Source organism: Acidaminobacter sp. QWL-03, assembly GCF_058683855.1.
The window spans coordinates 2,743,080-2,757,315 of record NZ_CM178752.1; the positions used below are offsets into that span (position 1 = coordinate 2,743,080).

Sequence of the window (14,236 nt, forward strand, 5' to 3'; positions counted from 1 at the left end):
TCACCTTTGGTGAAAAACCGCTCCTCGAACGCGCAGCAGAGCTGTGCTGCCTCTCGTCGCTAACCTGGTGACTATAGAGAAAGGGCCACACCTGTTCCCATCTCGAACACAGAAGTTAAGCCTTTCATCGCTGATGGTACTTGGGGGGCAGCCCCCTGGGAGAGTAAGTCGTCGCCGGGTAACAAAAAACGGACATTTGCATTACGCAGATGTCCGTTTTTTATTGCATAACAGGACGAAACTCGGTGTCAAACACCCAGTTTCTTGTAGAGGGTAGTATGTAAAAAAAATGCGTTCACAGTCAACTAAAGTTGCTTAGGTTTCAAACAAATGTTAGAATTAAGACAAATGTACATACAATTAACGGGGGACCTTTTATGGATATATTTGATCAGAAAAAAGAGAACAAATCATTGACGACGATTATCTTTGATAGAGTCAGGGATGATATTTTGAGCGGCAAATATGTAACAGGTGAAAAAATTGTTGAGGCTAAGCTGGCTGATGAACTTGGGGTTAGCAGAACACCTGTTAGAGAGGCACTGAAACAACTGGAACTGGATGGTTTGGTAGAAAACCTTCCTAATCGAGGCGTCATTGTTAAAGGAATTACAGATCAGGATATCAGCGATATTTATACAATCAGATTGGCTATTGAAGCGATTGCTGCCAAATGGTCTATTCATCGAATGGAGAAAGCAGAATTAGATCAATTGAGAGAAATCTTTGAACTAATGGAATTTTATGCAGCTAAACAAGATGTTGATAAATTTTTCGAGTTGAATACCATTTTTCATGAAACCATTTATCATGCGACAAAAAGTAGATATTTGGAGCATTTATTAAAGGATTTTCAGCTCTTTATCAAGTCTACCAGGAATGCGTCTCTTCGAATGGAAGGTAGAATGGATAAGGCCCTTACGGAACACAGAACCATTCTTGAGGCGTTTATAAGCAGAGATGAGGAACGGGCTGTTGAATCGATTACCAAGCACATATCAAATTCTCGGGCAAATGTGGATCGAATCAGAACTATATCTGAAGATCAGAAATAATGCAATATCCTGATAATTTTTATGTTATGACCTCTGCAGCTGACTCTAGTTTAGCTGCAGATTTTTTTAGTATTGAGGAAATTTATAGCAATCAGGTACAGAGATATCCCCCTAAACCACTTAAATCACATTTGATTTATTATTAACGATTAAATAGATGAGATTATTAATGCTGTTTTTGATATAATGATCTAAGTATGCAGATGTAGTGAGGTGTTGTGATTGACAGAAGAAAGACGCAATAAAATTGCTGCCATACTTCATGAAAGTGAGGAGGCTGTCACAGGGTCTAGTCTTGCGAAGCGATTTAATGTAAGTCGACAGGTGATTGTTCAGGATATTGCAGTTCTTCGGGCTTCAGGGCTTCAAATCGTTTCGACTTCCAACGGTTATTTAATCCCAAAGCCCAGGATCAGATCCCATATAAGAACCCTGCAGTCGATCCACAGCGGCTTGGAGTCATTGGAAGAGGAATTGTCTATCATTGTGGATCTTGGAGGCAGGATTATAGATGTGATGGTAGAGCATCCTGTCTACGGAGAGATCGTTGTAACGCTGATGATCAACAGCCGTGCGGATCTTGAAGCATTTATCAGGAAGGTTCGGAATTCTGATGCCATGCCATTGGCTTCTCTGACGGACGGGAAACACTATCACACTATTGAAGTTCCGAATAGCGGTGTATTTGAAAAGATTGAAGCAAAGTTGAAAGAGCGTGGATTTATTCCTTTATAAAAACGGGAAAGTCCGCACATTTTTTTACCAAAGGGTGACAAGACACCTGATTATACAAGTAAAGGATGTGTACATAAAGTGTCATTAAACTTAATTGAAAGAATTAAGAACCTTAAAGAGGAAAAAAACGCACTGATTATGGCGCACAATTACCAAATCTCAGAGGTTCAGGAAATAGCAGATATTGTCGGCGACTCCTATATGTTGGCTAAGTATGCCCAAAGTACGGATAAGGATTGTATAATTTTTTGTGGTGTACATTTTATGGCAGAAAGTGCCAAAATTCTTAATCCTTCCAAGAAGGTGATCCTTGCCAATCCTGATGCGGGATGCCCTATGGCGGACATGGTAGAACCAGCGGCATTGAGTGAGTTTAAGAAAAAGTATCCAGGAGTCCCTGTGGTAGCTTATGTCAACACATCGGCAGAAGTAAAGGCTTTGAGCGATTTGTGCTGTACGTCTTCCAACGCCGTATCGTTGATCAAAGCAATGAAGGAAGATAAGATTATCTTCCTTCCGGACAGAAACCTGGGGCGATTTGTGGCCCAGCAGATCCCAGACAAGGAGGTAATTCTCTGGGATGGCTTCTGCATCACTCATGAGCGTGTAGAAGAGGAGGATGTGGTCAAAGCTATTGAGGCACATCCGGAATCCAAGGTGTTAATGCACCCGGAATGCAACCCCAGCGTGTGGAAGTTTGCTGACTTCATGGGGAGTACGGCGCAAATTATTGATCATGCAGTGAAGTCAGAGGACAATAGTTTTATTATTGGAACGGAGGCGGGCATTTTGCATTCCTTGAAAAAGGTTGCACCGGAAAAGACATTCCATTTGCTGTCAGGCTGCCTGGTATGCCAGAACATGAAAAAGACGACCCTGGCAGACGTGGAAAAAGCGCTTAATGGCGGCGTTCCTGAGATTGTAATGGATGAGGACTTGAGGCAGCGCGCGGAAGGTGCACTTTTAAGGATGTTGAATCCCAATGGCTAGACGGTATTTAACGGAGGTTTGTCTGAATGCAGAAACTCCATATTATGATGTAGTGATTGTTGGTGCCGGTGTCAGCGGTTTATATTTGGCTGCGGCTCTGCCGACGCATTTCAAAGCCCTGGTTCTGTCAAAGGACAGTTTATCCGTTTGCAACAGCCAATTGGCGCAGGGCGGGGTTGCTCTTACATTGAACGGGGAGTTAAACAGCCACATTGAGGATACCTTGGCAGCTGGCGCTTATATGAATGACTTGCGTGTGGTCAAAGCCATGGTCAGTGAGAGTGAAAAGGTCCTTGGCCGGTTGCTTGACTATGGCGTGGAATTTGATAAAGACGAGGGAAATAAGTTAAACATGACCATGGAGGGTGGCCATAGAAAACGTAGAATTGTGCATTCGAGGGACACAACGGGGATGGCATTAATGGAGGCGCTGATCCGTCGGGTACGAGGCTGTCCGAACATCGATGTACTGGAGTATGCCTTCGCCATAGATGTGATTTCAGATCACAATGGTACTCTTGGTGTCTCTTACAATATGAACGGCCTCAACCAATGTGTGGCTTCAAATGCTGTTGTATTAGCAACAGGAGGCATAGGCGGATGGTTTTCTAGAACGACCAACGCACCGGTTGTCACCGGAGATGGATTGGCTATGGCCTTGAGAGCGGGGATTCCGCTAAGAGACGCGGCTTACATTCAGTATCACCCGACAGCTTTTAAACTTAAAGCGGGTGGCTATTTTCTAATTTCTGAGGCCGTCAGGGGAGAAGGCGGTCACCTGATCAACAGCGCCGGCGTGAGGTTTATGAAGGAACTTCATCCTTTAATGGAACTGGCGCCTCGAGACGTGGTCTCCAAGGCGATTCATGACCAATTTAATACTGGGTCTGAAGTTTTTGTAGATGTGAGACACTTGGAACCGGCTTTCTTCCAGTCAAGATTCCCGAATATTTATAAGGTTTGTGTGGAGAATGGCATTCATCCTGAAACTATGCCAATTCCGATCGAGCCTGTCGAACACTATCATATGGGTGGTGTTATGGCGGACAGCACCGGCGCTACACCGGTCAAAGGTCTTTATGTTACCGGGGAGGCGGCTGGTACAGGCTTTCATGGGGCAAACAGATTGGCGAGCAACTCGCTTTTGGAATGCATGGCACTGAGTGAGCGTATTGTAAGAGTTTTGGAAACAAAGAAGCCGCAAATGACATTGGTCAAGGCGTACAAAGCGACCCCACAATTGGTCCTGGAATCTGACAAACCTAATATCTCTAAATATGCGCTCCGCGAGATTTTTGATACTGCACTTCCTCTGGTCAAGCATAATGATATTCTTGAAAATGCACTTGAACAAATCAAGATAGCATTTCAGGACATTGAAAACACAGAACTGACAACAACAGAGGAATTTGAAGTCTTCAATGGCCTTCAGGTCGCGAAGGCGCTGATTCTGGATGCGCTTTCAATCAAAAAATCTGTTGGGAGCTTCGTGATTGAATAATTCTGCTGGCATGAAGGGAGAGTATCCATTGATCAATCTGATTTTAAAAGACATTGTCAATCAAGGAATGAAAGAAGATCTTCATTACATTGATTTGACAACGGATTTGCTTATTTCACCAGGAGCTGTCAGCAAAGCCAGAATTGTTTTCAAAGAAGACGGTGTTCTTTGTGGGACGCCAGTAATTGAAGCCGTTTTCGAAGCGCTGGCACCTGGACAGATGCAGTACACCTATTACAAGAGTGAGGGTGAGAGGTTGTCAAAAGGTGATTTGGTTGCCGAAATCGAAGGACCAACCCACGCTCTCCTCAAGGGTGAGCGCCTTTGTTTGAACCTCATGCAACGCATGTCAGGGATTGCGACGCTATCCAGACAATATGCAGAAACGGTCAGCCATACGGGCGTAAAAATTGTTGATACGCGAAAGACGACACCTGGACTCAGAGCACTGGAGAAGTACGCCGTCAGATGCGGTGGGTGCTTCAACCACAGGTTTAACCTCTCAGAAGGGGTTCTGATCAAGGATAACCACATTCAAGCGTGTGGCGGCATCAGAGAGGCCCTTGAAGCCATCAAAGGCAAAGTTGGCCATACGGTAAAACTTGAGATCGAAGTTCAGGATTTAAATGGTATGGAAGTGGCCATCAAGGCAGGTGCAGATATTGTTATGCTGGACAACATGAGTGTCGCACAAGTACGAGAAGCGGTGGTGCTTAATGATCATCGTGTCGTACTTGAGGCTTCGGGCGGCGTGACCCTTGAAACGCTTAAAGCGCTCTCAGAGACTGGGGTGGACGTGATTTCCTCTGGTGCTTTGACACATTCTGCACGTGCACTTGACATCCACATGAAATTTATAGACTGAGGGACGAAAAATGGGGAAAAAAATTAGAGATTACTTGATCAAAACTTTAAATGGCATGGCGCTTGGTCTATTTGGTTCATTGATTATTGGACTGATTCTGAAGCAAATTGGTGATTACGGCGGTATTGCAGCACTGACGACCTTTGGCAGAGTTGCGCAGTTTATGATGGGACCTGCTATAGGTGGTGCTGTAGCATATAGTGTCGGCGCCAAGCCTTTGGGGATTTTCGCGTCGATGGTTGCGGGTGCGGTCGGCGCCGGGACTGTGGGTCAAAATGCGGCTGGAGATTTTATCGTCAAGATTGGAGAGCCCATGGGCGCTTTTGTTTCAGCTTTAGCAGCGGCGGAATTTTCCAAACTGATCAGCGGAAAAACGAAGGTTGACATTGTCCTTGTGCCTGCATCGACCATTATTGTCGGCGGTATGGTAGGACTCTTTGTGAGCCCGGTGATTGCGGCGCTTATGAAGTCCATCGGCCAGGTTATTAACCTTGCAACGGAGCTCCATCCGGTCCCAATGGGCGTTCTGGTTGCGGTTATAATGGGGATTGTTCTAACGCTACCAATCAGCAGCGCAGCCCTCGCTATTTCTCTGGGGCTGAGCGGGCTGGCGGGCGGGGCCTCACTAGTGGGCTGCTGTTCGCAAATGGTGGGCTTCGCTTTTGCGAGTTACAGGGAAAATGGATTTGGGGGACTGATCGCTCAAGGCCTCGGTACGAGTATGATTCAGATTCCAAACATCATACGAAATCCAAAGATATGGATTCCGCCCATCCTGACCAGTGCGCTATTGGGACCTGTTGCTACAGTTGTGTTCAAAATGGAAAGCAACTCAGTGGGTGCCGGCATGGGGACGAGCGGTCTGGTCGGGCAGTTTGGCACGGTGGCGGCTATGTCTGAAACAACAGTGTTCACAACTATTTTGATTAAAATGATCGTGCTGCATTTTCTGCTGCCAGCAGGATTGACCCTCATTTTTTCTGAATATATGAGAAAAAAGGGATGGATCAAGAGCGGGGATATGAAGTTGTAATTTGTTCATTGAGGAAGATTGAGCAAGGAAGCAGGTGTCAGACACCCTCATCCGAAGCCTCTGTGGCGTAATGAGAAATTAAGAACGTCGGCGCCATCGACATTTGTTTTTGGCACCGACGTTCTTATTATTTTTGTTCTCCCCTACATCTAGTGGTTGGTATCTCAAAAATTGTGTCAAGAATATGTAAATAAAAATTCCCTTTTCGTTAAATTTTCATGAATCTCATCGATATTATGACAACTACGAGGAGGTTATCAACAAGCAAACTGTTGATAAGTTGATAAGAAGTTACAAATTTTGAGTTTTAGCAGTAAAGATTGCATTTTTTTTGGCATGTATTATAATAACTGTGGACAACAATGAGGGAGGAGGGAAATTCCAATGTCATTGTCTATGCTGGACAATCGCCCCATTGGAATCTTTGATTCCGGGATGGGGGGCATTTCCGTCCTTGGTGAAGCCATCCGACAAATGCCAAATGAAAAGTTTATCTACTACGGAGACTCCGCCAATGCGCCTTATGGGGAGAAGACGACAGCGCAGATCATCGACTTATCAGATCGTGTTTGTGAGAAATTGATGGCTCACGACGTCAAAGCCATTGTGATAGCCTGTAACACAGCAACTTCAGCGGCAGCGGTCTATCTCAGGGAGAAATTCTACCAGATTCCAATCCTGGGTATGGAACCCGCATTAAAACCTGCAGTCCAAGACCACCCCCATGGTACCATTGTAGTCATGGCGACTGAGGTGACGCTGCGTGAAAAGAAATTCGCGGCGTTGATGCAAAAAACAGCTGCGCAAGCCAAAGTCATCAAACTGCCTTGCCCAAGCCTCGTACGAATGGTCGAACGCAGCGTCGTGACCAGTCCCGAAGCTGAACTTGAGATCAAAAACTGCTTTCAGGGAATGGATACAGGCAGCATAAACGCCGTAGTACTTGGGTGCACACATTTCATTTTTCTGCGCAAAGCCATGAGGATTCTGTTTGGCAACAGTTTTCAGATCTATGACGGCAATGCAGGCACAATCAATAATCTCAAGATGATTCTGGAGCAGAAGGGTATGCTGGCATACCCGGAAAATGAGGGCGGATTCACGCTTCTTAATTCAAAGAATGACGCATACAATCTTCAGATGCAGCAGCTCCTGGAGCTTTACGAGCAGGTCGTCATCTGACTATAAGTAAATAGAAATTCAGGTAAGGTAGGTTGTGAAAAATTATGAAACAATGGATTAAATGGCTTTCCAAACTGATCTGGATCCAGGAGGAACCAACACCGCCTCTTGAAAAAATGCTGATTGGCGGACACATTCATCAAACGACAATGAAATCCAAATTTCAGAGGTAGTGGCCCTTGGAGACTGAAAACAAGATGCAAACCCCTGAGGCATTGGAATCGAGAATACAAGTCTTATTGGACAGGCAGCTCTTTGATGACACGGAGTCCAATCTGATCCGCCTTCGTTATGGGATAGGGATAGAGCAGCCTCTGCCGCCTTCAGAAATTTCCAGAGTCATGAAGATCAAGGCGAAGGCGCTGGAAGCTCTGGTGGACCAAGTTGACAGAAAGATCTTCAATCATCTTAAAAATGAACTTTAAGCCTAAAGGCAATTTGGGTGGGATGTGGGGTTACCATGACCATCGGCAAAATCAGGAAGCATTAAGCTTTGAATTTTGAGTTCTGTCTTGCAGAATCTGGCGTCTTGTGCTATGATATCTGCAATCAAAGCAGTGATGGGGAATAGTAAGCAGAGCATCCGTCAAAGAGAGCCGGTGGTGGTGGAAACCGGTACGAGATGAACGCTGAATCCGCCTCGGAGCTTCCGGGTAATGCCGGACGCGTGGCACACGTTACAGTGCTGTTGAGAGGACGTCGCAAAAACAAGCGGCGTCAATCAGGGTGGCAACGCGGAGAGCAGGCTCTTCGTCCCTAGGATCGGGACGAGGGGCTTTTTTATTTGCATCATTTTTATCCCGGTCGAATCAAATCTATCATGAAAAACAAACAGTTGAGGAGGTTTTATTATGTTGGATATTCGAAGAATCAGAGAAGATTTTGAAAACGTCAAGGCCAAAGTCGCATCCAGGGGGAACGGCGACTATGAGATCGACCAGGTGATCGTGCTCGACAACGAGCGCAGAGAGATTCTGGCCAAAGTGGAGAAATTGAAAAACGAGCAAAAGACGGATTCCAAGCAGATTCCTATTCTCAAAAAGAACGGCGGCAACGTGGACGCCCTCATGGAAGAGATGAAACAGCTCGCGGACCAAATCAAAATAATGGACGAGCGGGTTTCCGTCATTGAAGCTGAATTGAAAGACAGACTTCTCAACATTCCAAATGCGCCGCACGAGAGTAACCCGGTCGGCACGAGCGACGCCGACAACGCCGTCTACAGAGTGTGGGGAGAGCCAACCGCGTTTGATTTTGAAGCCAAAGCCCATTGGGACGTCGGCATGGACCTCGGCATTCTTGATTTTGAACGTGCGACCAAAATTGCCGGCACAAGATTTACGATCTACAAAGGACTTGGCGCAAAGCTGGAGCGGGCGCTGATCAACTTCATGCTTGACCTGCACACCGAGCAGCACGGCTACACGGAAATCCTTCCGCCGTTTATGGTCAACCGCGCGGCTATGACGGGCACCGGTCAGCTGCCTAAATTTGAGGACGACATGTTCCATGTGCCGGCCAAGGACTTTTTCCTGATCCCAACAGCAGAGGTGCCAGTGACCAATATGTATCTCGATGAAATACTGGAAGAAAGCATGCTGCCGCTTTATCACACGGCTTACACGCCTTGCTTTCGCAAAGAGGCAGGCTCAGCCGGCAGAGACACCCGGGGCCTGATTCGTCAGCATCAGTTCAACAAAGTCGAGCTCGTCAAATTCGTCAAGCCTGAAACTTCTTATGATGAGCTTGAAAAGCTCCTCGGTGAAGCTCAGGAAGTCCTCAAGCTGCTCAAAATTCCTCATCGCGTCGTCCAGCTGTGCACAGGTGACCTCGGCTTCAGCTCTGCGAAAACCTACGACATTGAAGTCTGGATGCCAAGCTACGGCCGCTATGTAGAAATCAGCTCATGCTCCAACTTCGAGGATTACCAGGCACGCCGCGCCAACATCAGATATAGGGACAAGGACACCAAAAAGGTCAATTTCGTCCACACACTGAACGGCTCAGGCCTTGCCATTGGAAGAACAAACGCAGCAATTCTCGAGAATTACCAGCAGGCGGACGGCAGTGTCGTCATTCCTGAAGCGCTCCGTCCTTACATGAGAGGCGTCGAAGTTATCAAGTAGGCTTTGACCTGCTGCAAAGATTTAAAAAGCGGCCGATGGCAGCATTCGCCTGACCTCACCTCCCGCTAAAAAAAGAAGACGGTGCCAATGGACCAGTTTACACAACCTGGCCATAGGTGCCGTCTTTATGTGTTATGGGAAATTTCTCTTTGAGAGCGCTGAATGCTTGTTTCCCAAAGCTCTATTTAAGAGACGCCGCAAAAGCCGCCAGCTTCGCCATGCCTTCTCTCAAGGTTTCTTCGCTGGCAGCCGTAGACGCCCGGACGTAATTGTCCAGACCAAAGGCAATCCCGGGAACCAAAGCGAGCTGGAACTTTTCAAGCAGAAGGTCACAGACCTGGATGGACAGACTTTCCGCTTCCGGCAGTTTGGACTTAAACGTGCTGACATCAATGAACACGTAGAATGCGCCCTGCGGGCGGACAAAGTCGATGCCCTCAATCTCTGACAGAAGCCCGCTGACGAGGTCTCTTCTCTTGGCGTAGGCGTTCTTCATGACGACCATATCCTCTTTACAGCTCAGGGATTCAAGGGCCGCGTACTGTGAAATGGTCGCCGGGTGAGACACCAGGTGTCCCTGAATGGTCGCCATGGCTTTGGCAATTTCACGCGTGCTCGCAGTGTAGCCAATTCTCCAGCCAGTCATGGACGTCGACTTTGACATGCCGTTGATGGTGATGGTCATAGCCTTGATGTCGCTGGACAAAGAGGCGACGGAAGTGAATTCCTGATCAAAGACTATTTTTTCGTAAATTTCATCCGCAATGATGTAGACGCCTTTGCTGACGAGGTATTCCGCTATTGGCAGAAGCTCTTCACGGCAGTAAACAGCGCCGGTTGGGTTGGATGGATTGGTGATGAAGACGGCCTTGGTGCGGTCGGTGATACATCCGGCAAGGTCTTCCACAGTGACCTTAAAATCGTTGGATCTTTGGGTTTCCACAAAAACCGGTACGCCGCCAGTCAATTTAACCATCTCCGGATAGCTGACCCAGTAAGGTTTTGGTATGAGCACTTCATCTCCCGGATCCAGCAGCGCCATCAGCGCGTTGGTGATGGAATGCTTCGCGCCGCTGGAAACGACTATTTCATCAGCTTTGTATTCAATTTTATTTTCTTCTTTGAGTTTGAGGCAGATCGCTTCCCTGAAGTCGCGAACCCCTTCTGCCGCGTCATATTTGGTCTTGTTCATCTCAATGGCCTTGATTCCGGCAGCTTTCGCGCGGTCTGGCGTAAAGAAGTCAGGCTCCCCAATGCTGAGATTGGTGATGGCAATTCCGTTTTTCTTCATTTCATTGACCTTAGTGCTGATGCCGATGGTAAAGGAAGGCGTAATGGCAGCAAGTTTTTTAGACAGCAATATGGTTCCTCCAATCATGTTTTATGGATATGTTCATCATACCTACTCAATTTGTGATAAAATAGTACCGTTGATGAGCATTCATTATGGATGTCATTATATCAGAAAAATTCATCTGGGGGGAGTCTTCAATGTCGCCAGTTCAAATAGTCACGCTTGTCATCGTGTGCGCCATAGTTTTGAGCAGCCTGCTGGTTTTTCTGATAGATCTGTGGAAAGTGAGAAAGGCGCTGGACCGTGCTCAACCGGTTGAGCCAAAACCGCATCCGAGCAGTACATTGCGTGGACGTCCCCGTGACGGTCGAAGTCCAGGTGCAAACAGAGGCAGAAAAAAAGATCGTTTCAAGGTCATCAAATAACAGGGGGCACCATGGGCACATTCGAAAGAGAAACAGTCAGAAGAAAACCGGTGGGAACGTTGAAATTATTAATTGCCATTGGTCTGATAATGTTAGCGGTCAACGTATTGGTTCAATTATTAAACATGTTGCCATCGGGTTTAAACAGAGCAGTTTCTGTCTTAATTATCATTGTTAGTTTCGCCATCATATGGAAGATTATCGCGCATAATGGAGAATCATTTACTTACAAGATTTCTGAAGAACAAGGACTTTTCGTGATTGAGAGACTTATGGGCCGTTCGAGCGCTTCCTTTTTCAGTTTAAATCTAAGGGATGTCCTTGAAATAAGGGCTTATGATCCCGATCAAGACAGAAAGATTTCTGCCAAAAGGCGCTTTACGGTATCTCGTCATAAGTCGTCCTGGCAGGTAATCTCCTTCAAGGCAGCAGATCCTGAAAAACTTCTTTTTGAACCCTCTGAGACTTTTCTTGATAGTTTAAGTACGCATATTGCCCGGGAAAAGGTGAAGTCGTGATATGAAATTCACACAGAATTTATTTGAGAAACTTTCTGATCTGAGGCACCAAAACCAAGTCTCATTTCATGTTCCCGGACACAAGTTTGGAAGAGGTTTATCTGAACCGCTGACACAACAGGCACTCAGTCTGGAATCCCTCGATTACACTGAAATTCCCGGCACAGACAACTTACACGCGCCGGAAGGCGTTATTCTATCAGCGCAAAAAGAGGCAGCCAGAATTTTTGGCGCTTTGGAAACTCAGTTTCTGGTAGGGGGCACAACGTCAGGCCTTTTAGGGGCAATTCTCGGTACCGTTCCACGAGGTGGCAAGCTCATTTTGCCCAGAGACGCCCACAAAAGTGTCTTGTCCGCGGTACTGATGGGCGGCATTGAACCGGTGTTTGTGATGCCTGAGATTGACAGCACTGTGGGGATTTCAACTGGTATGTCCGCTGCTGAAATTCTTGGCGCTGTCAGTCACCATCCGGAAGCGGCTGCGATACTTGTGACCTATCCAAATTATGAAGGTGTGGCTTGTGATCTGAGATTCATAATTGATGTGGCACATCAGCATGGGCTGACCGTCATTGTTGATGAAGCCCACGGGTCGCATTTTGGCTTGTCCTGCGAACTTCCTGCGACGGCATTGTCGCTGGGCGCGGATCTCGCAGTTCAGAGCACTCATAAGACCCTCACCGCTTTGACCCAGAGCTCAATGCTCCACTACGGGACGGAGCAGGGGCTCCGCCTTAAACCGAGAATTTCTGCCTATCTCTCCATGCTCCAGAGCTCCAGCCCGTCCTATCCCCTGATGCTGTCCCTGGAACTCGCGGCCAGGCATTATGAGTCTAAAGGGATGGAAGAAATGCAGCGGCTGTTGATGTTGATTGACGATTTTAATAATGCCGCCGTTTCAATGGGTTATAAGTTCATACACGGCCAGATGTCCCTGCCGGTGGGCTTCTGCTTTGACCGAACGCGGCTTGTCATCAGCGGGTGTGACCTTGGCATGGATGGGTATCAGCTTTACGAGGCGCTGGAGAAGGATGGCGTGATTGGCGAATACGCCACACCTCATTACGTTGTTTTAATCCCAAGCATTGTCAGTGAGGCTTCGGATTTTGAACGGTTGACTTCAAGTCTGACCCGAATCGCAGAAAAAGCGTCTCCGACCTCTAAGGCGGTTAATTCTTTAGAATTTAACGTTCCAGTTCTGAAAGTGACCGAGCTGCCAATACGAGGTGTCTCAGCAGAGCAAGCCCTCTGGGCAGAGCAGGAGAGGATTCCGCTTTCAGAAGCCAAAGGGCGGATAGCCGCAGATTTCTTGATCCCATATCCCCCTGGCATTCCACTGCTGTTACCAGGTGAGATTGTCTCTGAGGAAGTCCTCAGAATAGTTCTGTCAGAACTGGGTATTCAACATAAAGTAAATGGATTGACTGAAGGGCGTTTTGCAGTTCTGAAAGAGCTTGGGTAAATAATGTTCGGTCAAAACTTGAGTCGGTCAATGAAGGAATGGTTAACAACGCGAAGCCGCAGAGGGCTTTGAACTTAATTTGACAGCAGTGCTGTCCTCAGGGAGAGATTCACAATGAAAAACGAAATTTTTGAATGGCTGAAGTCGTTTGCCATAGCCATAATTATTGTTCTGATCTTCAATATTTTCTTCGCGACAACAGTGGTCTACAGTACCTCCATGTACCCAACGCTCATTGAAAAGGACATCTTGCTTCTGAAACGCACACAAGCGGTTGAGAGCGGAGACATTGTCTCTTTCAGAACGGATTTGATGCTTTCGGAGAATGACATTCAGTCTCTGAATCCTATTCAAAAGCTTTTCGCGAGTGTCAATCCGAGTAAAAACCTGATCAAGCGCGTCATAGGGCTTCCGGGGGACTCGGTGGATATTGTCAATGGAGATGTTTTTATCAACGGAGAGAAGCTCCAGGAGATCTATGTCAGTTCGAATACCAATGGGGACGTCCATATTGAGTCGATCCCGGATGGAAAATATTTTTTGATGGGCGACAACAGGGCTGTAAGCCTGGACAGCAGAGACAGCCAGGTGGGGCTGATTGATGGTGAAAAAATCATCGGCAGAGCAATCTTTAGACTCTATCCGTTGACGAGATTTGGGACAATGTAGCGCTGTTATTCCAGGACCCAGACCGCAAAGTGAAAAAAAGGAGGCCGAAATCTATGAAATTAGTGATCGCGATCATTCATGACGAGGACGCCCAGGAACTCATTGGAAAACTGAATGAGTCAGGATTTGGCGTTACGAAACTGGCTTCAACAGGCGGCTTCCTGAAGGCGGGCAATACAACCGTGCTGATTGGCGTCAGCAAGGAGCATATCGATTCAGTTTTGACGCTGATTGGGGACACGTGCAAGACGCGCAAAGAGGTGACGACGACGACGTCGATCATCAGCGAGGCAGGCGGGTTTATGACGATGCCAATCGAGGTAACGGTAGGCGGGGCAACGGTTTTTGTCGTGGATGTTGAAAGCCATGTTAAGTTCTGAT

Annotated in this window: 16 protein-coding genes, 1 rRNA gene and 1 other annotated feature; of the genes, 16 read left to right on the forward strand and 1 reads right to left on the reverse strand. The window is 47.0% G+C overall.

All coding sequences use genetic code 11. The annotated features are described in order from the left end of the window. The first annotated feature begins 63 nt into the window (after positions 1-63). The 11 genes from rrf to serS all read left to right on the forward strand — a co-directional run bounded on the left by rrf (position 64) and on the right by serS (position 9,487). A 5S ribosomal RNA gene (rrf, locus tag AC4PHM_RS12825) occupies positions 64-180 on the forward strand. Between the two features lie 197 nt (positions 181-377). Continuing rightward, positions 378-1,055, forward strand: coding sequence for a GntR family transcriptional regulator (locus AC4PHM_RS12830; protein WP_492018145.1), 678 nt, complete (start codon positions 378-380; stop codon positions 1,053-1,055). Between the two features lie 222 nt (positions 1,056-1,277). Beyond that, a complete protein-coding gene (locus AC4PHM_RS12835; protein ID WP_492018146.1) occupies positions 1,278-1,790 on the forward strand; it encodes a transcription repressor NadR in 513 nt (170 codons plus the stop codon). Between the two features lie 78 nt (positions 1,791-1,868). Next, positions 1,869-2,780: a quinolinate synthase NadA gene (gene nadA, locus AC4PHM_RS12840; protein ID WP_492018147.1), complete on the forward strand. Its 912-nt coding sequence runs from the start codon at positions 1,869-1,871 to the stop codon at positions 2,778-2,780. Beyond that, positions 2,773-4,281 (forward strand): L-aspartate oxidase, encoded by a 1,509-nt coding sequence (nadB, locus tag AC4PHM_RS12845; RefSeq protein ID WP_492018148.1) that lies wholly within the window; start codon positions 2,773-2,775, stop codon positions 4,279-4,281. Before nadA ends, nadB begins: the two co-directional genes overlap by 8 nt. Then, positions 4,274-5,146, forward strand: coding sequence for a carboxylating nicotinate-nucleotide diphosphorylase (gene nadC / locus AC4PHM_RS12850; RefSeq protein WP_492018150.1), 873 nt, complete (start codon positions 4,274-4,276; stop codon positions 5,144-5,146). Before nadB ends, nadC begins: the two co-directional genes overlap by 8 nt. Before the next feature lie 10 nt (positions 5,147-5,156). After that, positions 5,157-6,179: a PTS sugar transporter subunit IIC gene (locus AC4PHM_RS12855; protein ID WP_492018151.1), complete on the forward strand. Its 1,023-nt coding sequence runs from the start codon at positions 5,157-5,159 to the stop codon at positions 6,177-6,179. Positions 6,180-6,563: 384 nt separating this feature from the next. After that, positions 6,564-7,361, forward strand: coding sequence for a glutamate racemase (gene murI / locus AC4PHM_RS12860; RefSeq protein ID WP_492018152.1), 798 nt, complete (start codon positions 6,564-6,566; stop codon positions 7,359-7,361). 44 nt (positions 7,362-7,405) lie between these two features. Continuing rightward, positions 7,406-7,534 (forward strand): hypothetical protein, encoded by a 129-nt coding sequence (locus tag AC4PHM_RS12865; RefSeq protein ID WP_291400898.1) that lies wholly within the window; start codon positions 7,406-7,408, stop codon positions 7,532-7,534. Positions 7,535-7,540: 6 nt separating this feature from the next. Continuing rightward, positions 7,541-7,786: a hypothetical protein gene (locus AC4PHM_RS12870; RefSeq protein WP_492018153.1), complete on the forward strand. Its 246-nt coding sequence runs from the start codon at positions 7,541-7,543 to the stop codon at positions 7,784-7,786. Positions 7,787-7,909: 123 nt separating this feature from the next. Continuing rightward, positions 7,910-8,122: a binding site (T-box leader), on the forward strand. Between the two features lie 90 nt (positions 8,123-8,212). Continuing rightward, positions 8,213-9,487 (forward strand): serine--tRNA ligase, encoded by a 1,275-nt coding sequence (gene serS, locus AC4PHM_RS12875; RefSeq protein WP_492018154.1) that lies wholly within the window; start codon positions 8,213-8,215, stop codon positions 9,485-9,487. Positions 9,488-9,668: 181 nt separating this feature from the next. Here the strand turns inward: serS and AC4PHM_RS12880 are convergent, their stop codons facing one another. Then, positions 9,669-10,847 carry a pyridoxal phosphate-dependent aminotransferase gene (locus AC4PHM_RS12880; protein ID WP_492018155.1) on the reverse strand — a complete coding sequence of 393 codons (1,179 nt, stop codon included), beginning with the start codon at positions 10,845-10,847 and terminating at the stop codon, positions 9,669-9,671. An 86-nt stretch (positions 10,848-10,933) separates the two neighbouring features. On the opposite strand from AC4PHM_RS12880, the gene AC4PHM_RS12885 reads away from it, so the two are divergent. The 5 genes from AC4PHM_RS12885 to AC4PHM_RS12905 all read left to right on the forward strand — a co-directional run bounded on the left by AC4PHM_RS12885 (position 10,934) and on the right by AC4PHM_RS12905 (position 14,235). After that, positions 10,934-11,206 (forward strand): hypothetical protein, encoded by a 273-nt coding sequence (locus tag AC4PHM_RS12885; protein WP_492018156.1) that lies wholly within the window; start codon positions 10,934-10,936, stop codon positions 11,204-11,206. 11 nt (positions 11,207-11,217) lie between these two features. After that, positions 11,218-11,724 carry a hypothetical protein gene (locus tag AC4PHM_RS12890; protein WP_492018157.1) on the forward strand — a complete coding sequence of 169 codons (507 nt, stop codon included), beginning with the start codon at positions 11,218-11,220 and terminating at the stop codon, positions 11,722-11,724. Between the two features lies 1 nt (position 11,725). Further along, a complete protein-coding gene (locus AC4PHM_RS12895; protein WP_492018158.1) occupies positions 11,726-13,186 on the forward strand; it encodes an aminotransferase class I/II-fold pyridoxal phosphate-dependent enzyme in 1,461 nt (486 codons plus the stop codon). A 114-nt stretch (positions 13,187-13,300) separates the two neighbouring features. Beyond that, positions 13,301-13,855: a signal peptidase I gene (gene lepB / locus AC4PHM_RS12900; RefSeq protein WP_492018159.1), complete on the forward strand. Its 555-nt coding sequence runs from the start codon at positions 13,301-13,303 to the stop codon at positions 13,853-13,855. A 53-nt stretch (positions 13,856-13,908) separates the two neighbouring features. Then, positions 13,909-14,235, forward strand: coding sequence for a cyclic-di-AMP receptor (locus AC4PHM_RS12905; RefSeq protein WP_492018160.1), 327 nt, complete (start codon positions 13,909-13,911; stop codon positions 14,233-14,235). The last annotated feature ends 1 nt before the right edge of the window (position 14,236 follow it).

Coding starts and splice junctions, on each gene's coding strand:
- AC4PHM_RS12830 (WP_492018145.1), top strand. CDS start 378: ATGGATATATTTGATCAGAAAAAAGAGAACAAATCATTGACGACGATT.
- nadB (WP_492018148.1), top strand. CDS start 2,773: ATGGCTAGACGGTATTTAACGGAGGTTTGTCTGAATGCAGAAACTCCA.
- AC4PHM_RS12855 (WP_492018151.1), top strand. CDS start 5,157: ATGGGGAAAAAAATTAGAGATTACTTGATCAAAACTTTAAATGGCATG.
- murI (WP_492018152.1), top strand. CDS start 6,564: ATGTCATTGTCTATGCTGGACAATCGCCCCATTGGAATCTTTGATTCC.
- AC4PHM_RS12865 (WP_291400898.1), top strand. CDS start 7,406: ATGAAACAATGGATTAAATGGCTTTCCAAACTGATCTGGATCCAGGAG.
- serS (WP_492018154.1), top strand. CDS start 8,213: ATGTTGGATATTCGAAGAATCAGAGAAGATTTTGAAAACGTCAAGGCC.
- AC4PHM_RS12885 (WP_492018156.1), top strand. CDS start 10,934: ATGGATGTCATTATATCAGAAAAATTCATCTGGGGGGAGTCTTCAATG.
- AC4PHM_RS12890 (WP_492018157.1), top strand. CDS start 11,218: ATGGGCACATTCGAAAGAGAAACAGTCAGAAGAAAACCGGTGGGAACG.
- AC4PHM_RS12895 (WP_492018158.1), top strand. CDS start 11,726: ATGAAATTCACACAGAATTTATTTGAGAAACTTTCTGATCTGAGGCAC.
- lepB (WP_492018159.1), top strand. CDS start 13,301: ATGAAAAACGAAATTTTTGAATGGCTGAAGTCGTTTGCCATAGCCATA.
- AC4PHM_RS12905 (WP_492018160.1), top strand. CDS start 13,909: ATGAAATTAGTGATCGCGATCATTCATGACGAGGACGCCCAGGAACTC.